This is a genomic window from Pyrinomonadaceae bacterium (assembly GCA_036277115.1).
GTDB lineage: Bacteria > Acidobacteriota > Blastocatellia > Pyrinomonadales > Pyrinomonadaceae > UBA11740.
In genome coordinates this window covers 259,538-279,480 of record DASUNM010000021.1, presented here as the reverse complement: position 1 = coordinate 279,480, position 19,943 = coordinate 259,538, and the positions used below count along the sequence as shown (strand labels likewise).

17 protein-coding genes are annotated in these 19,943 nt (G+C 56.6%); 6 read left to right on the top strand and 11 right to left on the bottom strand.

Annotated elements, in window-relative coordinates:
- Window positions 1–30: 30 nt before the first annotated feature.
- From VFX97_05475 to VFX97_05445, 7 genes are all read right to left on the bottom strand, one after another.
- On the bottom strand, window positions 31–186 hold the full coding sequence (locus VFX97_05475; protein ID HEX5702648.1) for a hypothetical protein: 156 nt from the start codon (window positions 184–186) through the stop codon (window positions 31–33).
- A gap of 270 nt (window positions 187–456) precedes the next feature.
- On the bottom strand, window positions 457–2,637 hold the full coding sequence (locus VFX97_05470; protein HEX5702647.1) for a hypothetical protein: 2,181 nt from the start codon (window positions 2,635–2,637) through the stop codon (window positions 457–459).
- A 28-nt stretch (window positions 2,638–2,665) separates the two neighbouring features.
- Entirely contained in the window at window positions 2,666–3,703 is a 1,038-nt protein-coding gene (locus VFX97_05465) for a ThiF family adenylyltransferase (protein HEX5702646.1), read from the bottom strand.
- Window positions 3,704–3,732: 29 nt separating this feature from the next.
- On the bottom strand, window positions 3,733–5,310 hold the full coding sequence (aroE, locus tag VFX97_05460; GenBank protein ID HEX5702645.1) for a shikimate dehydrogenase: 1,578 nt from the start codon (window positions 5,308–5,310) through the stop codon (window positions 3,733–3,735).
- A gap of 78 nt (window positions 5,311–5,388) precedes the next feature.
- On the bottom strand, window positions 5,389–5,901 hold the full coding sequence (locus VFX97_05455) for a zinc ribbon domain-containing protein (protein HEX5702644.1): 513 nt from the start codon (window positions 5,899–5,901) through the stop codon (window positions 5,389–5,391).
- Between the two features lie 43 nt (window positions 5,902–5,944).
- Window positions 5,945–6,745, bottom strand: coding sequence for a 23S rRNA (guanosine(2251)-2'-O)-methyltransferase RlmB (gene rlmB, locus VFX97_05450; protein ID HEX5702643.1), 801 nt, complete (start codon window positions 6,743–6,745; stop codon window positions 5,945–5,947).
- Complete coding sequence (locus VFX97_05445; protein ID HEX5702642.1) at window positions 6,729–7,226, bottom strand: hypothetical protein; 498 nt, start codon at window positions 7,224–7,226, stop codon at window positions 6,729–6,731. Before VFX97_05445 ends, rlmB begins: the two co-directional genes overlap by 17 nt.
- A 385-nt stretch (window positions 7,227–7,611) precedes the next feature.
- On the opposite strand from VFX97_05445, the gene VFX97_05440 reads away from it, so the two are divergent.
- From VFX97_05440 to VFX97_05430, 3 genes are all read left to right on the top strand, one after another.
- On the top strand, window positions 7,612–7,752 hold the full coding sequence (locus tag VFX97_05440) for a hypothetical protein (protein ID HEX5702641.1): 141 nt from the start codon (window positions 7,612–7,614) through the stop codon (window positions 7,750–7,752).
- Between the two features lie 135 nt (window positions 7,753–7,887).
- On the top strand, window positions 7,888–8,646 hold the full coding sequence (locus VFX97_05435) for an NYN domain-containing protein (protein HEX5702640.1): 759 nt from the start codon (window positions 7,888–7,890) through the stop codon (window positions 8,644–8,646).
- A gap of 781 nt (window positions 8,647–9,427) precedes the next feature.
- Complete coding sequence (locus VFX97_05430) at window positions 9,428–11,005, top strand: hypothetical protein (GenBank protein HEX5702639.1); 1,578 nt, start codon at window positions 9,428–9,430, stop codon at window positions 11,003–11,005.
- A 10-nt stretch (window positions 11,006–11,015) separates the two neighbouring features.
- Here VFX97_05430 and VFX97_05425 read toward each other — a convergent pair whose 3' ends face one another.
- The 3 genes from VFX97_05425 to VFX97_05415 all read right to left on the bottom strand — a co-directional run bounded on the left by VFX97_05425 (window position 11,016) and on the right by VFX97_05415 (window position 14,128).
- Window positions 11,016–12,176 carry a citrate synthase gene (locus VFX97_05425; protein HEX5702638.1) on the bottom strand — a complete coding sequence of 387 codons (1,161 nt, stop codon included), beginning with the start codon at window positions 12,174–12,176 and terminating at the stop codon, window positions 11,016–11,018.
- Window positions 12,177–12,260: 84 nt separating this feature from the next.
- Window positions 12,261–13,061, bottom strand: a complete 801-nt coding sequence (locus VFX97_05420) for an SAM-dependent chlorinase/fluorinase (GenBank protein ID HEX5702637.1) — start codon at window positions 13,059–13,061, stop codon at window positions 12,261–12,263.
- A gap of 77 nt (window positions 13,062–13,138) precedes the next feature.
- Window positions 13,139–14,128 carry a hypothetical protein gene (locus VFX97_05415; GenBank protein HEX5702636.1) on the bottom strand — a complete coding sequence of 330 codons (990 nt, stop codon included), beginning with the start codon at window positions 14,126–14,128 and terminating at the stop codon, window positions 13,139–13,141.
- A 211-nt stretch (window positions 14,129–14,339) separates the two neighbouring features.
- Here VFX97_05415 and VFX97_05410 point away from each other — a divergent pair, with 211 nt between their 5' ends.
- On the top strand, window positions 14,340–15,554 hold the full coding sequence (locus VFX97_05410; protein ID HEX5702635.1) for a cysteine desulfurase family protein: 1,215 nt from the start codon (window positions 14,340–14,342) through the stop codon (window positions 15,552–15,554).
- A gap of 137 nt (window positions 15,555–15,691) precedes the next feature.
- A complete protein-coding gene (locus tag VFX97_05405; GenBank protein HEX5702634.1) occupies window positions 15,692–16,060 on the top strand; it encodes an iron-sulfur cluster assembly scaffold protein in 369 nt (122 codons plus the stop codon).
- A gap of 131 nt (window positions 16,061–16,191) precedes the next feature.
- Here the strand turns inward: VFX97_05405 and VFX97_05400 are convergent, their stop codons facing one another.
- The gene (locus tag VFX97_05400; protein HEX5702633.1) at window positions 16,192–18,924 is read right to left on the bottom strand and encodes a PBP1A family penicillin-binding protein; all 2,733 of its coding nucleotides are present in this window, start codon (window positions 18,922–18,924) and stop codon (window positions 16,192–16,194) included.
- A 179-nt stretch (window positions 18,925–19,103) separates the two neighbouring features.
- Between VFX97_05400 and VFX97_05395 the strand changes: the two genes are divergently transcribed.
- Window positions 19,104–19,919, top strand: a complete 816-nt coding sequence (locus VFX97_05395) for a CAP domain-containing protein (GenBank protein ID HEX5702632.1) — start codon at window positions 19,104–19,106, stop codon at window positions 19,917–19,919.
- The last annotated feature ends 24 nt before the right edge of the window (window positions 19,920–19,943 follow it).

The following is a 19,943-nucleotide window of genomic DNA, read 5'->3' as shown; positions in this document are numbered from 1 at the left end:
GGGTCGCATTGGTAAAACTCACGGAAAGCTTTATTCGGGCCGCCCCCGGTTGTTGTTAGTCGGTGGAGGTTTCTGCTTTTCCTTGTCGACGATGCGCGGCTGGTCCTTCGGCGGGCGGTTGGAATTATTGCCGCCTTTCTGAGCGAACAGACCGAACGGGAGCATTAACCCGATTAGTACCGCCATTAAAATTAGTCTTACGTGCTTCATGTTTCCTGACCGCCTCCTCGCGTATTTCTTTGTTTTGAAGGAGAGGCGGAGAGCTTGCGTCTTAGGTTTCAGCAACATGGGTGCCACACCCGTGTTCTTAGACGCTAGATTAGCTCAAAAAGTCTGCTGCCGCGATCTTTGTTGTGTTCGAGGGCAGTTCTGAGGAGGGATCCGCATATGAGGGCCCGTGTTTTCTTCGATTTTCCGCACTGTTTGGCACTTCGCCGAACCATATCGTGCAGGGCCTCAGCGGCGCACAGTCACACTAATTGTCCCCACATTGTTGCTGTTATCGTAGGCCCGCAACGATATCGTGTGTTCTCCGGGACCTTCGATTAGCAGGTCCACCGAGAAGCGCTCGCGCGGACTGTCCGCGATGCCGTCGTCGGGAAAGACTTCTCGCCAAATCCCGCCGTCCACGCTGACGTCGGCACGCTTGATTCGGCCGGTTGCGTCCGCGACCTCGAACACGGCACGGCCACGGTCTCCAGTTACCGAAGCAGTGCCGATCAATTGCAATACCGGCGGCGTGTTATCTACGTCCACTGCCTCGCTCAGGCGCTCGCCTGAAAGGGCCGCGCCCGTCGGATTGTCCAGCACATCGGATGCCACCACTCTAAAGATGTAACGGCCATCGGCGAGGCTGGCAGCATCAACCGTGTAGAACGTTTCGCGAATGTGATCTTTCAGCAGGCGAAAGTTTGTCTCGCCGAGAGAGTGATAGTAAACGGCGTACTCCAGCGTGTCGCTGTTGCGGTCTTCGGACTGCCACTGCAACGAGCGCGCGCCGCGTTGAAACAAACGGCGCGGCGGTGTCTGACTAGCCATGCCGAACAACGACGGATCCAGGCCTGCCGACTCGATGTTCGGATCAGTTTGAATCAAAAGCTGCTGCTGCAAAGCCACCCCCGGCGGCAGAATTGTGATTGATAGGATTTCCGGCGCGACGTTCCGCGGTAAGTAAGCAAGGCTCACGTCTTCCAACTGCGGCTGCGCGGCGCGTGCACCCGTACCGCTGCGAAGGACTGCGCGCCATTGCACAAAGCGCGCTTTGGGACTGGTAATTTGCGCGCCCGTAGCGTCGGCGTAGCTCGCGCTCCAATCGCTCCAGGTTGCGTCAGGCTTGTCGCTGTTGCCGCTGCGTGTTTGCAACTGAATTGGGCCCTGCCCGCGCCACCAAATGCGACCCCAGGTTGAAGCGAGTTTCGCATCACGCACTGGCGACTCATACGTTCCCTCAGTCACGCGCGCATCGCCGTACCGAAACAGCTTTCCCTGGTTGCTCGACGCCGCAAACACGTCCGCCCCGCGGGCGACCATCGAGGAAATCTGACCTTCGGGCGATTGCAGTAGCAGCGTGTCTCGCCCGTCATTCGTAATTGAGTAGATGCGGCCTTTGTCGGAAGTGCCGAGGAGCACGCCGTTGCGGGTTGCGAGCAACGCAAAACCGGTCACAGATGTCGAGCTCCAAACAATGTCCGTGCCGCCATCACTTAGGATGCGGAATACAGCGCTGCGTACATTATTCAAGTCATTGCGGCTCCGGCTCGGCTGCGCAGGCTGTGTTGGCTGCGTCCCAGTCGTCTCGTCGGTCGTCGCAGTTGTTGCTGCTGCCTCGGCAGCGGCGGCTGTCTGAGGGCGATTAACCGCAACGGCGTCGCTAAGCCCGAGCGCGTAAATCGATCCATCATCCGCCACTGAGAGCGCATGAATCTCGCGCAAAGGCGCATCGTACAAGCCAAACGCTTTGCCGTCTGAAGAGATCCTCAGCACCAGCCCGCCCGGATCGGTTCCCGCAATCAGGTCTCCCTGCTTCGTTACCGCCAGTGACATCACGTGCGTTTGGTTTGTGTTCAGCAGCAGAGCGGTTTCGGGGTTTGCCCCCGCGGCGCGCACGCGATAGAGCTTTCCATTATCGCCCGTCCCCACCACCAACGAACCGTCGGGCATGACAGCCAGCGACCAGATGTACTTGTCGACGGGATCGAAATAGACCTCGGCTTTGCCGTCCGATGTGACCCGGTAAACCTTTCCGTCCGGTGAGGTCGCCGCGAAGAGAGCTCCATCTTTCGCGACCGCGAGCGCAGTGACATCGAGTTCGGCCGCCTTGTACAAGAGCGCGCCTCTGCCATCCGCCGTGACGCGAAAGAGTTTCCCGTCGTGACCGGTGCCCAGATAAAGATTGCCGGCCGCGTCAACCGCCGTGGACCAGATATAAGGCTGCTCAGTGTCGAAGACTCGATCCAGACGCGGCGCGAGCGTCACGACGCCGTTGTCTGTGATCGAAACTCCGCGCGCTTCGCCTTTCAACACTTCCGAGCGGGAATTTATCTCCCACACGACCGGCTCACCGGCAAGTGCAGAAGTGATAAGAAGCGAGATGAGGGTGAGCGCAACCGCGCTGGTTCTGAATATTCGTTTTCGCATGAATTAAGTCGCCAAGACTGAAGAGATTTTAATTACCAATATATTTGGAATAGAGCGAGCGCGCAGTTGCGATGTCGTCCGTACCGCGAATGATCGAGCGCGCATCCTGAAAAACTGTCAGTTCGTATTCGCCGGTGCGGAACCTGAGTAAATAATCGTTCGCTTTCACTTCGCCCGCTGGTTCCAGCTTCTGACGCAACGCCGCCAAATCGATATGCACAGATTCCGACGGGGAAATCTGCACCGCCTGCCGGCCGCACATCACTGCGGCAAAGTCGCGCGTATCTGCTTCCAGCGTTTCAAACTTTCCGAGCGCGCATGTCGGGCAATCACTGAGCGGAGCGCCGAGAGAAATCTTGCGCCACTCATTCCGCCACACATCAAACTGCATTAGCGAGCTGTGTAGACTCGGCACATCACCTGTCAAAAGCTTCAATGCTTCACTAACCTGCACTGAAGCAACGATGCTGATGATTGGCATTATGACGCCCGCGGTGTCGCACGTAGGCGCGCTCGCTGCGGGCGGCGCTTCCGGAAAAATGCAGCGCAGGCACGGCGTTTCGTGCGGCCGAACCGTCATCGTCACGCCATAAGATCCCACCGCCGCGCCGTAAATCCAATTCACCCCGTTCTTGATACACGCGTCGTTAATCAGGTATCGCGTCGCGAAATTGTCCGTGCCGTCCAAAACCACATCCGCGCCGGCGATTAGCCGCTCGATGTTTGAATGGTTAACGTCGGCGATTTCAGGCTCAACTTCGATGTCGCTGTTGATGTCCGCGATGTGATTAGCAGCCGCGACGGCTTTCGGCAGACGTTCTGCGGCGTCGTCTTCCGTAAACATCGTCTGACGTTGGAGATTTGAAGACTCAACAAAGTCTCGATCGACGATGCGCAGCTTACCAACACCCGCGCGTGCTAAAGCCTCGGCCTGCGACGAACCGAGCGCGCCGCAACCGATGATCACCGCGCGCGAGTTTAGAAGCTTCGCCTGGCCCTCTGGGCCGATGCCTGAGAACAGAATTTGTCGGCTGTAGCGTTCTTGAGAATTGGAGTTTGAAGCCATTAAAGAGACTTTGATGCGAGACCAGCCGTTCACGTCCCTGCATTGTTGAGCGCGCGCTCTGCGGCGTCGCGCATTAATTCAACATCAGGCTCTTTTCCGGTCCAGAGTCTGAATTGCTCCACCGCCTGCCCAATCAGCATTTCAAGTCCGCCGACAGTTTCACAGCCGGCTTGGCGCGCTTCACGCATGAATTGCGTCTCAAGCGGATTGTAAACGAGATCGTAAGCCAACCGCACCCCGCCCAGTTGTTCCGCAGTCACAGGCGTCTGAGTTTCGAGTTCGCCCCGCGTACCGACCGGCGTCGTATTAATGACCACATCGAATGCTTCGAACATCGCGCCCGCAAGAGGGAGACAACTCACCTCAAACTTATCTCGAATCGTTCTTGCCTTTTCAGCATCGCGGCAAAACAGAGTGACAATCGCCCGTTCCTGCCGCAATGCCCAAACAAGCGCGCGCGCTGCACCGCCCGCGCCGATCACCGCGCATCGTACGCCCGTCAAAGATCCGATGCGGCTTTTCAATGGCCCGATAAATCCCGCCGCGTCAGTGTTGTAGCCGTGAAGCTCATCGCCCTGAACGACGATTGTATTAACCGCACCAATCTCCTTAGCCGCCGGTTCGATCCAATCAAGATGCTTCATCACTGCCGACTTGTGCGGCGCAGTCACGGCAAATCCGCGCAGGTTCCACTCGATCTCACGCGAGTCTTTCCGCACCAATCGACGCATGAAATCGTCCACGTCTTGAACTTCAAAAGGAATGAAGACAGCGTTGATGCTTGCTTCAGTAAGTGCGGCGTTGTGAATATACGGCGAGATTGAATGCGCAACCGGCCGGCCAATCACGCCCATGATTTCGGTCGCACGATCGATGCTGTCGATCCGATAAACCTCGCGCAGCTCGCGAGCGGTCACTTGTCCCGGTGCGCTGGCGCTGTCTTCATCGAGTGATCCGTACGTGAGAAATGAACCGCGCGAAGGTCCCAGAATGCGCGTCATCACGCCGGCCTGGCCCATTGCAATCGCAATCAACTCACGACCTTCGCGTTGCGCGCGATCGAGCAGATTGAAAACCGGGATACAATCAGTCGCGTCTTCAGCTTGCGCCGCGATCTTCAGAACGGCGGCCGGCATTGACAGCAATAACTCGAATATCGCATCGAGGTCCCCAGGAACACTTACAAAGTCATGGTACGAAACGATCGCCCGTTTCCAATCGCAACTGCCAAGTTGAAGTTGACCCCAGCCTTCGTCCTCGCGCTGCCTTAGAAATTGAGCCAGATCGTGCTCCAGATCCCAGAATTCGAAGCCGTCCCACTTACTTCCGTCCGGGCTATCACGCCGGAACAACACCCGGTCGCGGAGAGGGATTGACCTGGCGCCACCGTATTCGGTTGGACGAAGCGTCAGAATCACTGGTCGGGTTCGCGACCTGAGCAACTCTGGAAGCTCCCATTTCCGCTGCTGGAGTTCGTCAGCCGCAAGGTAATCGAGTCGCACTTCAATTAGATCGGCAACCTCAGCGGCTCGTTCAATCGCAGGCGGTAGCTGATCGAAGCGCCGTACGCAAACAGGAACACAGATTTTTGCTTTGCCGTTATCCATCCAACAGACTTAGAGGCGATGGTTTTGTCGATTCCCATCGCCTCGAAATGGCTGACCTCAATTGTTCACGCCCCGCGTCTAAGATGGTTTCTGATTTACCGGATCAAAATGTCGAGTCGCTGGTTCGGTTCCCAGGTGACGCGTAGTTCCTTCCGTTACGCTCGCGACCGGCGGCCGAAGTTCATTGGTTCTGCCTGGCTCCATGCGTTCAGGAGCCACGTACTGAATCTGTTGCGGAATAAACTGCGACGACTTGAGTTGGTTTGCGCGCACGATTTTCGAGATTCCGTTACCCAACATCCCGAACGCGGGCAACAACATCCAGAACCACCAAACCTGCGCGCCGATTGGTCTTCCAAAAATCGCCAGCGCCACAGCTACAGCCAGAAATCCAAAGCCGGTACATACATCCCGGATGCCGCCATCAAGAGTTGGTTGGTTCTTGCGACTCTTTTTTCCCTCGGAGTATTCAACGGGCGTCGCCGGTAACTGTCCGGTTAGCGCCTGCGGAACCAGACTGATATTCGCGCCGCATGCGCGGCAGAAATGCGCGCCTTCAACATTTTGCGCTGCGCATTTGGGACAGAACATTTTTAAAAGGCACCTCCGTCAGAGTTGTCGTCGAACGATGTTTTCAGGTTTTCCCTGTATTGGCCGAGCGTTGCCGCAACGCCTCGTAAAGGATTACGCCCGTCGCGACCGAAACGTTCAGTGATTCAATCTGGCCCAGGACGGGAATTCTGACGACGGCATCGCAGTGCTCGCGCACCAGTCGATGTAAACCTGAACCTTCGCCGCCCATTACGATCGCCGAGGCGCGCGTCCAGTCCCATTGAGTGTAATCCGACTGGGCCTCGGCGGCCGTGCCCACGACCCACACGTTACGCTCCTTGAGTTTGTCGATCAAACGCGAGAGGTTAGTTGCGCGCGCGACTTGTACGTGCTCAAGAGCGCCCGCGCTGGCTTTGGCGACCGTTTCGGTAAGCCCGACGGCGCGACGCTCCGGGACGAAAACGCCGTCCACCCGTGCGCATTCAGCCGTGCGCAAGATGGCGCCCAGATTATGCGGGTCTTCGATGCCGTCCAGAACCAGGGCGAGTGGTTCAGGATTCATGCCCACACGCTCAGCGATAGTTTCAATCAAGTCATCCGCGTCGATGTAATGCGCGGCGGCAACGCGCGCCACCACACCCTGATGAGTTCCGTTGCCTGCGCGTTTGTCGAGCGTCACCCGCGGCGCCTGATGTACCGGCACACCTTGTGCACGAGCCAACTCAATTAACTCGCGCAGACGACCGTCTTTGGCTCCTGACGCAATGGTGATCTCCTGGAGCTGCCGCCTGCGCGCGCGCAACGCCTCGATGACCGGATTGACGCCGAAGATCTCAGTCGTCCGATCGTGAGATGAAGGCTGGTTTTTACGATTGCTGGGCATCGTTCTGCAACTGTGGCGCTAGAAATCGAAGCAGCCGCGAATATCGTGTGAATTGAAATTCGTTGTCGCTGATGGTGGCTGTAGCATTGATCTCGCGCACCAGCGTGCGACGTTTTTCACTGGCGCTGGCTCGCGCCTCAAGCGGCCACACTTTATTCAAGGCAATGCGCATGCGAACGTAACTATCGTCGCCCACAGCGTGCGGGCTGTTTCTTCGCAGCACCTCAGTCAGCGCGCGAAAGTTTTCAAAAGCGATTGGCTTCTTCTCCGCGCCGAGGCATGAGAAGTCGAAGCTGCCCGCGCGAATTCGCCAGCCGGTCTCATCAGCACGAGAGTAAATGTCGAGCACCGCTTCGTCTGAGGTTAGCTGGCGTTCGTCGAGTACTTGCTTTGATTTGTCGCGCTTCTGTTCAACCTCAGTCGTCGTAAAGAACAAGCGGCCGAGAACAATCAGCACTACATCATTCCAGGGCACTGACATTCTCTCTCCCGTTCGGCGCGCCGAAGCAGTTAAAGCATCCTTTGCTATCGTGAGGGCGGCAATTTGCTTTGGCGGTGTTGCCGGGTTCAGCTGCGCGTCTGAAATTGTTACAGGCTCAATCCCCGCCCTTCGTAACTTCTCCGAAATCGCTTGTGCCTGCTCAGCGGCAGAGGTTGCATACAGAGGCGCCACTCTTGCACTCAAGAGTGCGTTCAATTCCGGCGGCGCAAGGTTTAGCAGATGCGCAGTCTCGGCGCTTACTTCCCTTCCGTCAGCGCGGGCCGGCACCGCCACCACATGTACAACATCTTCTGTTCTTTGCTCGGAGGATGGAACGGGTTCAGGAGCTGTACCGGTCGCGTTTGCTGGCGGGGCCTCCACACTGATGCCCAACCCCGCGCCACAGTACAAGCAGTTCGCGCGCGTGGGCGGATTCGCTCTTGAACACGAAGGACATGGGACCAGCTCGCTCGCGGTGAACGCGCGCGGCGCCTGCGTCGATTCGACGCTGTCTGTAAGCATCTGATCGTCGAGAGTCGCCAACTGAAAACCTCAGCCAGATTATACACGCGTTATGAGCGCGTTTTTGGCCCACTTGACCGACGGCTGTGGCCAGCGGCATGCTAGAAGCGATTTCAAAACACTAACGGAGCTTATTATCGTGAACCACTTTGACTCGTCGAACAATGTCTCTTTGCAGTTCGGCCATCGCGGAAAAGTGGCGATTTTTATTGATGGAAACAATCTGTTTCACGCAGCGCGATTTCACAATATCGATATCGACTACAACAAGTTGCTGCGTGTGCTGCTGGGCGATGGCCGTTTATTTAGAGCTTTCTTTTACACCGGTGTGGATGCGGGAGCTGAACGTCAGCAAGGCTTTCTGCTCTGGATGCGACGCAATGGTTTTCGCGTCGTGCAGAAGGAGCTGAAAACTTTCTATGACGGATCGCGCAAAGCGAACCTCGATGTCGAGATCGCCGTCGACATGCTTTCTCTTGCGGGGCGTTACGACACTGCCGTGCTGGTCTCCGGAGATGAAGACTTTGTCTACGCGGTTAACGCGGTGGCCTACAAAGGTTGCCGGGTTGAGATTGCCGGCTTTAGATCGAATTCAGCGCCGAAGCTGATCGACGTCGCGGACTGCTTCATCGATCTGGGTGAGATCGCTGACCGAGTTCGCAAGGAATTCGTCCACCCGAACAAATACGAAGACCGCGAGATTCACTATTCGCAACAGCCACCGCCGCCCGCACCATTCAATGAACCGGTGGCGACTGTGCCATCGTGCGCGGACGCAAACAGAACGGAGCAACCCGTTCATCCGGCGATTGGATCGATCATCCAATCAAACGGAGGGGAAGGCGCGGATGGATTTTCAGGTGCGGTGGAATTCGTGCGCGTGACTGACGAGCAGTAGACCCTTCCATTTTTTTCACTCTTCACAACTTCGCAAGGGCAAGTATCGATCTGTCCCGCTCCCGCTGGCGAAACGTCTTCATCCGTTTTAGACATATAGGTCGTAGGGAAATTTCCGTTGACAGGGATTACCGGGTTTGTTAATAAGGCCCCGTAGTCCCAACACCTGTTTTCGGCTTCCTGCTTCTCAGACATTGACGGACGCCGAACTACCGGAAAAAGAAACGAAAACCCTTCTGGGATATCTCGCGAGAGCACCCTGTCTAGCGAGTTGTCGTTGCACATTTGAAAGCCGAGCCGGTGACAGTCTCACGAACAAAAGGAGTCCCTTCATGAAGCGCTTAATTACTTCTCTCTTACTCGTCACTTATTTTTGCGCGACTGGCTTTGGCCAAGCCGCTAATAACCAGGGAGGCACCGGCGCGAATGGATCCGGTCTAACCACGCTCACCAGCGTCGGCGAGAGCCTTAGAGTTCACGCCGTTTTGATTCCTCGCGTTGATGCCCGACGAATTTTCGGTGAAGAAATCGCTAACAACTATGCCGTGGTCGAAGTGAATATTGGAAATAAGAGCCCTGACGCTTCGTTCATCCTTCACGGAATCTACATTGACTACAGTAGATGGGCACTCCGTGGCGGCGAGGCAAAAGGCACGTCTTCCGAACACATTGACGGCAGATATCAACGGCCAACCTATTCAAATCAAATCGCGAGTGAAGAATACCGAGTGGTGCGCGGCCAATTCCTGGACGCCAAGATGTGGACGAAAAGAGCCTGGACTATGCGTCTACTCACCTTCGCCGGCAGTCTGGCGGGCGCATACCCATTTCCAGTCGGGCGGGAGATCTTTACAAAGCAATTGAGTGCCTTTAGCGGGGTGTTTGTACCGGGCATGAGGGAAGTATGGCCTGATTCAACGATCGAACAGTTGAATAACATCAGCGATTTTGGCTACCGGACAAACAGAGCGATACCTAAACAAGGCGCCGAAATAGTTGTGGGCTTTTTTCCCATCGAGCGCTTCTTAACACCTGGCTTCAAGAAGCTTTATCTCAAATCTCCGGCGCTGTTCTTTGCGCCTCTACAAATGCTCTTGGATAAGAAAATCGAGAATGATGTGTTGGCGGCTCTCAATTTAGGCTTTGACAAAAACCAGTTGGCCGAGCTGCGCACAGCTTTACCTTGTTACGTCAGTATCAAGGAACACTCGATCGAAAAACCCGCCCCTGATTACGAAGTCTGCTTAACCGAGATGGGGTTACAGGAGAATGAGAAAGACGGCGTTAAGGTGATCACGGTCAAAGACGGCAGTAAGGCAAAGTCCTTCCGAACCCTGACATATCTGGACAACGTGAGTCTCAACAACGTAACCGTGGTTGTCGACGGAGTTATGTCTGTCAACACCACTGCAATCGCAGCGAAAGTAGATGAAATTGGATTTGACGCTTTTGACGGCTGCGCCAGCGCGGAGTTGCCATGCTTTTGGGCGGACACTGAAGCGGGCGGCGGCGTGCGCACGGGCTTTATTAAAGGTGCGTACTTCACTGGGGGCTCGCTGGTAATCGACGGAAAAGACAAACTTAAGCTCAAAGATTTTCAGGTGATAACGGATAAATCTGACGACCAAATCCAACGCTTCTCGTTCAAACTAACTGATCCGATAGGTTCTGACACAAAGATCCACTTCAAAGTCACAAAACCAAATCCCGCAGGCGGTTCTGCAGCGCCGCTCGAGAGCAATGTTCGCGAGTATCTGATTCACTATCCGGCACCCTCTCAGCCGACAATTTCTGATGTGACGCAGGACAAGCCTGAAAAAGGAAAACTCACAATCAAGGGGTCGGGCTTCATTGACTCGCCAACGTATCCGTTGCAAGTGAAGCTAACTAAACCGGACGGCGCCACTATGACTGCGAAGGTCCTTTCAAGGAAAGTGGCGGAACTAGTAGTTGAAATGCCCTCCGGCCCAGCCGGATGTTGGACCGGGACTGTCCTACTAGGCGGTGCCCTTGCCGCTCAGCAAACAGGCGCAGATTGTTTCTGCTTCTTTATTGCCCCGGCGCCGAAGTTAGAGTCGGCGACCATCGACGGAAAGATGATTACCTTGGAAGGCGAAGACTTGATCCCTACGCAGTTATGTAAACCGGCGGGACCTGCGCTTTCGTTTGAAATCAGCAAGGGGGACAAGACTGCTGAGTATCAAGTGGTCGGAGCCGGGCCTTTTGCAGGATCAGAAATGATTCTGCGCCTTAGAGACACGGCGCCCGCCGTTGACGATACGTGGGTTGTGAAGGTGTTACTCGACGGGAACGTAGTTAAAGATAGCGGTACAGCCTCCATTAAGAAGAAGGCACCGTAGCCAGTAACAGTTACCGCTCGTCAATCGGCACATAGGGCACGTTGCGTGGCCCGACGTATTCTGCGCGCGGCCGTATGAGTTTGTTGTCGGCGTACTGTTCCAAAATGTGCGCCGTCCAACCACTGATGCGGCTGATGGCAAAGATCGGCGTGTAGAGATCCAGCGGAATTCCCATCATGTAGTAAGTCGAAGCTGAATAGGCATCCACATTCGGCAGCAGACCCTTCTCGCGCTTCATTATTTCTTCCAGCTTCGCGGTGATGTCGTACCACTTGGAGTCGCCCTTGCGCTCGCCCATCTCTTTCGAGAAGCGGCGCAGGTGAGTCGCGCGGGGATCTTCCGTCTTGTAAACTGCGTGCCCGAATCCCATGATTTTCTTTTTCTTCGCCAGCGCGTCTTTGACGTAGTCTTCGACTTTATTCACGTCGTCGATTTCCAGAAGGATCTTCATGATTGCGGTGTTTGCGCCACCGTGCAGCGGTCCCGACAGAGCGCCCAAAGCAGCGGTGACTGCGCTGTACATGTCGGCGAGCGTGCCGGCGACGACACGCGCGGTAAACGTCGAAGCGTTGAGTTCGTGATCAGCTTGCAGAATCAGCGCGACGTCCATGGCGTGAGCGTCGAACTCGTCAGGCATCTCGCCCTTGAGCATGTAAAGAAAGTTCGTTGCGATACTAAGATCGGCCTTTGGCTCAATCGGCTCGAGGCCATTTCGAGTGCGGTCAATCGCGGCGACGATCGTGGCAAACCGGGCCGTCAGGCGGGTGGCAACTTTGATGCTGTTTTCACGCGAAAGATCCTTTGCTTCCTCATCCAACATCCCGAGCGCCGAAACCACAGTACGCAAACGATCCATCGGATCGGCGCTACGCGGAACTCGCTCAGTCATGCCTTTGATGAGTTCGGACACCTGCCAGGGAAGCGCGTAAGACGCTGCGAGGTTCTGCTTCAGTTCGTCCAACTCGTCGCGCTTGGGCAAGCGGCCATTCCAAAGCAGGAATACGACTTCTTCGAATGTAGATTTCGTGGCCAGGTCGTGAATGTTCACGCCCTGATAAATCAGCTCGCCTTTTTCTCCGTTGACGTCGCCGATTGATGAGGCAGCCGCGACTACGCCTCGCAGTCCGGTGGCTACTGCGCTGGCTGCGCCGCCTTGCTTCGCTTTGTCCATCTGTTTGTCCTTCAGGGTTTGAATTAAATTTGAAGATAGCAGAGCGTTTGTGGAGAGACAAGCGAGCAGGAATCGTCGCCGCATCTACGCATGGTCGTCATGCAGAAGCAAGACTGAGTCGCCCCGCTTGGCCGGCAAAATCGCCGCCGCTGAAGCATTTTGCGCGGCGATTTCGACAAAGCCGGCGCTGCCTACGAGCATAAACATTTCATTCTTCGGACCGCTTTGATCGGCAAAGAACTTCCGCATGGAACTGACTTCTTTATCGTTGACGATCAATTTCGCGCCGGCGGCAATTCGCTCTTCGTCGATGTGTTCCGACGTGAAGTTTGTGATGCAGTTGCCAAAGCGATCTATGTGAATGACTGAGCCTTCGAAGCCGTTCTGAGTCTGTCGCGGCGCAAGCCGCTCAAGCGCTACGAGATCGAAAAGGGGCGCCCCACAACTTTCGGGAGAAACGCCGGTTGAAAGCGCGGCGGCCACCGGAGCAAATACGTCGCGCCCATGGAATGTTGAACTGACCGGTTTTTTGAAGAGCTGCTCGTTCGCGATCTGCCAGGCCGTGAACTCCCGCTCCCGGTCAATAATCCAACTGAACAAGCCGTTATTGGGACCGATGAAGAATTGATGCCCGCTTTCCACAAGGATCGGTCGTCGAGTTGAACCGACGCCGGGATCGACCACCGCAAGATGAATCGTGCCGGCCGGAAAGTCTTTGTAGCAGGCAAAGAGGGTGAAGGCCGCGGCCTTAATATCCTGTGGAGGAATTTCGTGCGTCAGATCGACGATTGTCGCGTGCGGATTGATCGAGAGAATCACGCCCTTCATCGCAGCGACGAAATAGTCCTGTATCCCGAAATCTGTAAGTAGAGTGATGATCGGCATCAGTTTCGAGTTTAGAGTTTCGAGTTCCGTAAACGAACTCGAAACTCTGAACCCGAAACTCGAAACTGCTTTTGGGTTTATTGGATCTCAGCTTCGCCTGCGGTGCGAATCCGCAGTTGCTGGCCGGTATAAAGATAGATGTCTTTGCCGCGCTCGCGCATGACGCCCGCCGTGCCGACACCCGCACCGATCGTCGCGCCGATGGCCGCGCCACTGCCGCCTCCGAAGATGGCGCCGATAACAGCGCCGATTCCGGTTGCCGCGCCAACCTTGGCGACGTCGCCCTTCGTGGAGTCTTTACCCTTCACGCCGCCTTCCTGATCCACTTTGCCGACGCCCTGGCTCGCGCCGGTTGGGAGAACTTCGATCACTTGCGCGCTCATCTGCGCTGACCGGCCGTCGGGCAAACGGATTTGCTCGAAGGCCAATTGCAATTCGGCAGTCCCCTTCACTTTGCCGGGCCGCTGCACGCGCGTGACCTGGCCGAGGATGACCGCGCCTTCATATTCGGCGGGCTCGAGGACCTTAGCTTCGAAGCGGTCGCCTTTTTGCGACGCATCGGTCGCGAGGTTTGAAAGCAACTCGACGCGCATGATCGTGTCGCGGGGAATCACGATCAGGCTTCCGCTGTTGGTTGTGTTCGGGGTGTTGTTATCGGGCTGATTAGTGTTCGTCGACACCGGGGCTTGCGAATCGTCGCTCGTGTCGCGAATCTTCAAGTCTTCGGGGATGGTTGAATCGAAGTTTCGACGGTCATAGCCCGCGCTGTAGCCGGCTTCGAAACCTTGCCGGTATCCGTTGCGATACTCGTCTAAACTGCCGTGGGCCGCTGAATATGCGCGGTCGGCTTGCTGGTACTCAGCTTTTGCGCGGACGTCACGGTCGGCTCGCTTCGCGGAATCCTGAACACCGGCCGGATAGCCATCAGAGTAGCCCGTGCGATAACCGCGCATCAGCGCGCTCGCCTGATTCTGGCTTGCGTCCTGCGCCGAGGCCGAGTTGAAACCGGCCGGCAGCGCCAACATCAGGGCCATTAACAGGCTCAAAGAAATTCGTTGTGTCTTCATTTCATAAACCTTTCATCCCGCAATTTAGGGGCAGTTTGAAAGGGAGAGGCTTGTTTAAATGCCAACGTCTCGGCATCAGTTTCGATCGAATGCTACCATCGCGCGACAAGCGGGACAATCTGCAGTCGCAGTTGATTCGCGGCAAACTCCGCTGGAATCGCTGTTCTGATGCGTTAAGATACAAGGCGGTTGTAAAACCAGACCTAACGATATGCGAAGAGTCTATCTCGATCACAGCGCCACGACTCCCGTCGATCCGCGTGTCCTCGCGGCGATGATGCCGTACCTGACCGAGAACTACGGGAACGCCTCGAGCGTGCACCTGTTCGGCCAACAAGCACGCGCGGCCGTGGACAAATCGCGTCGCCAAATCGCTTCGTTGATCGGAGCCAGGCCCAACGAAATCGTCTTCACTTCGGGAGGCACTGAGGCTAACAACCTGGCCATCCGTGGAAATTGCGAAGCGGCCGAACCGCACGGCCGGCACATCATCACTTCGGCCATCGAACATCCTTCCGCACGAGGACCAATCGATCAGTTAGAAAAACAAGGGTGGGAAGTTACGCGGCTGCCGGTCTATGACAACGGCATTGTGCGCGTCGAAGACGTGCGCGATGCGATTCGCGCCAACACAACTCTCCTCAGTGTCATGCTCGCGAACAATGAGATCGGCACGATTCAACCGGTCGTAGAAATCGGAGCGCTGGTCCGCGAACTACGAGACGGTCAGCGACATCTTTGGTTTCACACCGACGCCGTCCAGGCCGCCGGTCGAATTCCAATCGATGTCGATGCACTCGGCTGCGATTTGTTGACGCTCTCAGCACACAAGATGTACGCCCCGAAAGGCGCGGGCGCATTATTCGTGCGGCGCGGCGTGCGCCTGTTGGCCCAAAACGTCGGGGGTCATCAGGAGCGTGAGCGACGCGCAGGCACCGAACCAGTCGCGAACATCGTGGGCTTTGGCGTGGCGGCAGAGTTGGCGAAGCAGGAGATCTTCGATCGCACTGAGCACACGCGGCGGCTGCGTGATCGATTTGAAAGCGGCGTTTCCGAGCGCATCGAAGACATCATCTTCAACGGCAACCGAGAACAGCGCCTGTCGCACGTTTCAAACATTTCATTCCGCTTCATCGAAGGCGAGGGCTTATTGATTCATCTGGATCTTCAGGGGGTCGCGGTCTCGACCGGATCGGCTTGTTCATCAGGCACGCTTGAGCCGTCACCGGTGATTCGCGCGCTCGGACGCGATGAGGAGCTTGCGCGCGGCGCAATCCGGTTCAGCTTCGGCAAAGACAACACGGAAGAAGATGTCGATCGAGTTCTCGATGTTTTGCCGCGCGCTGTTCAGAGTTTGCGTGCGCTTTCACCCTTGGCGCGTCCTTCCAAATCTGTCTCATATTCTCACCCGGTTTCAACCGGGTGAACACGCTCTCCTGCTCGCTGAAAACCGTTTGAACGGTTTCGGAAAACCATCGCGCACTTAAACTGTTGAAACAGTTTTCGGGCCTCGCTCGACGCCAATAGTCACGTCGGCTGAAGCCGTGTGAGAATGATATTGGAATGGCCTATTCAGATTCCTTCCGCGATCACATCGCCAATCCGCGAAACGCAGGCGAACTGAACGACGCAAGTGCGATCGCCGAAGAAACCAACCCCGTCTGCGGCGACCGGATGCGTCTAAGCCTGCGCGTCAACGCTGATCGTATTGAGGCTGCGCGTTTTCTTGCCTACGGGTGCCCACCAACTCTGGCTTGTAGTTCGGCTTTAGCGGAGATGCTTGAAGGAATGTCGCTGGAAGAGGCGCGCGCGTTGACGAAGGATCACGTTGTGAAAGCTGTCGGCGGTTTACCTTCCCGAAAGCATCACGCCGCCGCCCTCGCGATTGAGACACTGCAATCAGCACTGAACCATTACAACAGTCGACAGTAAACACGCGTTCGCGAAGCGGCGCTCCATTAGGAGCGAAAACCGGCGCGGCGCGCGTCAGCGACTGGAGCGCAATCGTCCCGATTGCCGGTCGTCTTGAAGGCAAGCGGGACGCTTGCGCTCCAGTCAGTTCGTCAATCTCGATTCGGTGGCCGCGCTCGTTGTGCAGTAGCGGGCGGCGATGCCGAAGCCTTCTTGTGATACTCCGGCCCGCAGTATCTCCTCGGTTCCTGTCCAATCATGAAAGTCTTGGTGCGGATCACCGGACAGGTGTCGACCGCTATCAAATTAGTCGCCGGATCAACATCGAGCGTGATCGTGCCCTGCAGCCGGCTTGAATCGCCGTCGTAAATCTTCGGTGTCGGTTTTGGCTTCGGCGGTTCCGGCAGCGGGTCAGGCAAACTCGCCGGCTCAATCTGCCGATTGTTTTCATCCTCCGTTCCCTCACCGTCCGAAGAATCCTCAGCCATGTCTTCGGCGTCATTCGTTTCCGAACCAGGCGAAGTCCCGTTGATGAACAGTTCGGTGCGACTACTGATTGCGTCCGCTTGCGCCAACTGGCCGGTAGCCGGATCGATGTTGGCTTCCTGGAGCCCGGAAGGCATCGACCAGTCGCCCGTCCATTCCGGATGAATTGTTAACGCCGTGTTCATGAAGTCAGCCCAGATAGGCAGCGCCGAAGCAGCGCCCGTCAGTCCCAACTGCGCGCCATCGTCGAAGCCGACCCAAACGACGCAGACCAAGTGCGGCGTGTAGCCGGCAAACCAACCGTCGCGTGACGTGCCGGTTTTTCCCGCCACGTTGAATTTGAAACCGCGCGCGCGAATGGGCGCGGCCGTGCCGCGGTTCACGACATCTTTCATGAAAGATGTCATCACGTAAGCAACTTCAGGCCTCATTACTTCATTCTTTTGCGCCGTAGGCTGCGCCACAGTGGTGCCGTCACCCGTTGTTATGCGATTAATCGCGGTCGGCGAAATGCGCCTCCCGTTTGCCGCGAATCCGGTGTAGGCCGAAGCGATTTGCAGCGGCGTGGCTTCAGCAGTGCCCAGGGCCATGGCCGGATAAGCGCGCGGCACGCGTGGCAAACCCGCTTTCGCGGCGAGACTCATGACGCGGCCAATCGTGACTTCCATCGCCACATCGACCGTTACCACGTTCAAGCTTTTCACCATCGCGTCGCGCAACGTGACGGGCTGCATCGAATACTTGTCACCCATGTTGCCGGGCGAGTATTGCTGACTGTCGTAAATAAAAGTCTTCGGTTCGTCTTTGTAAACCGTGGCTGGCGTGATCACGCGAGGCACGCCGTCGTAGGCCGTGTTCAGCGCGGTCGCATAGACGAATGGCTTGAAAACCGATCCAGGTTGGCGCAAAGCCTCAGCCCGATTGAATTGGCTTTTCGAGTAGTCACGCCCGCCCACCATGGCGACAATCTCACCGGTGTCCGCATTCATCGCCACCAGCGAGGCCTGCACGGTCCCTTCTGGAAATCGCTTCGCCTGAATCTTGTCGAGCGCCGCCAACTGTTTTGTGACTGCTGCATAAGCCGCGCGCTGCAAATCCATGTCGATGGTCGTGTAGATGCGCAGGTGATCGGCGCCCTGGCCCGTGATCAAATCGCTGAGTTGGTTTTGCACGTAATCGGCAAAATACGGCGCGTCAGAAACGTCGATGCGCCCCTTCGTCGGGGCAATCTTCAGTTCAGTCGCTTTCGCTTGCTCGGCTTGTTCCGGAGTAATTGTTCCGGTTTCGGCCATCGACTCGAGCACCTGGTTGCGGCGCGCGCGCGCTGTTTCCAGATTGTGATAAGGGTTGTAACGGTTTGGACTGCGGATAATACCGGCGAGAAAAGCGGCTTCGGGCAGCGTCAGCGTCGTGACGTCTTTGTTGAAGTACGCGTTCGACGCTTCACCAAATCCATGAATCGCAAAGCCTGATTGCTGTCCGAGGTAAACCAGGTTGCTGTACAGCGCGAAAATTTCCTGCTTTGAAAGACGCGTTTCCAGGATGACGGACATGTACGCTTCCGGCACTTTGCGCCGCCAAGGTGTCTCTTGCGACAACAGCATGTTCTTGACGATCTGTTGCGTGATGCTGGAACCGCCCTGTCGCGCTATCGGAGAGTTGGGATCACTGTCGTAACGCCGCACCAGCGCGCGAATGATTCCGCGAATGTTCACCCCGTGATGTTCAAAGAAGGAACGGTCTTCAGTGACTGTGATCGCTTTGACCAGATGGTCGGGCAAGTCGTTGAAACCGACGACACGGCGCTTTGCCCGGTCGGGGCCGGTCACCGAACTGATGAGTTCCGGTTCGAGCTGCGCCCGATCCAACCGGGCGCCGCTGTCGCGAACCGTCAGGCCGCTGATGGATTTGCCGTCGCGCGTGAATTGAACGCGCAGCGGTTCGAACGCGCGCGCGTGATCCAGCATGGCGTCGGTGCCGGGTTGAACTTCAATGGTTGAACCATCAAGCGCATAACGGCCGCGTGCCGTTTCGGCCTGTTGCCCGCGCTCAACATAACCGGCGCGCCGCAGGTAGGCGACGAAATCCTGTTGCGACAATCCCTGGCCGGTTCGAATCTGCTTGGGCGCCGCGTAGATTCCGGCGGAGCGCGTGAACACTTCACCGGCCAGCAGGTTGTCGATGCGCGCGGAAAAAACTACCCAGTAATAAATCAGGATACCTGCGCCCAACGCGAACAAGGCCAGCGCGGGAATCGCGACGTACGGGCGCGTCAGAAATCTAAGAAGGCGGCGGCGGAATGTCGGTCGTGGCTCTTCGTACCGAACGACTCGCGGCGGTTGACCGCTGCGACGTACGATGCGGGGAATATGATCGTCTGGTGGATGCCGGATGGGCATGAAAATCGAGTGACGCGGTCTCCGGGGGCGGCGACACCAGTTCTGATGCTAAACGCTAACGCCGGGACTGTCTACTAATGATTGACACATCCGCGAGCATTGGTTAGTTTAGGCTGCGATTTCCCCGACATGCACGCAGTAAACTGCGCTGTTCAGTAAGACTTAAGGAGTTCCCCCAGATGAAAGTTAGAGTTGCGTTCATCGCCCTGGTTGCGACCTTGGCCGTCTTCACGGCTTTTCAAAGAACCCACTCACAAACAAACAAGTCGTCCGGCGGCTCTGCCTTGACGGACTCCGAGCGGGAGCTGCTGAACGAGATCAATGAAGCGCGAGCGAATCCCCATCTCTACGCCACGTACCTTGAAAAACTAAAGCCGCAGTTTAGCGGGAAGCAGTACACACCCGCGGGGAAAGATCCGCTCACGACTGAAGAAGGATGGCACGCGGTTGACGAGGCAATCAGATTCTTGAAAGCTCTCAAGCCTCTGCCACCGCTAATTGCTTCAAGTGGTTTGTCCCTGGCGGCGTTGACTCACGTTAAAGACCAGGGCGGCAGCGGCGGGACCGGACATCGCAGCGCCAACAACAATCTGATCGAAGAACGCGTGAAACCTTATGGCAGATGGTCGGGCGCCATTGGCGAAAACATCTGCTACGGAAATGATTCCGCGCGCGAACGATTGCTGACCTGGTTGATTGACGACGGGTTTCCGAGCCGCGGCCATCGCCGTCGTTTGCTGGGGACCGAATTTCAAGTCGCGGGAATTTCGTGCGGTTCACATCCACAGTACAACGCGATGTGCGTGCTGACGCTTGCCGGCGGCTTCAGTGAATTCAATCCGGGAACGTCTCCTGCGAAGGCTACCAAAACGCCGGCTAAGACGACGACTACTCCGGCGAAGACAACGGCTACTGCGACTAAGACTACTTCTGCTCCGGCCAAGACCACGCCGCCAAAGTCCGGTGGCACAAAATCCAAGCCGGCAAAGATGTAGAGCGGCTGATAGATCCCACAAAGG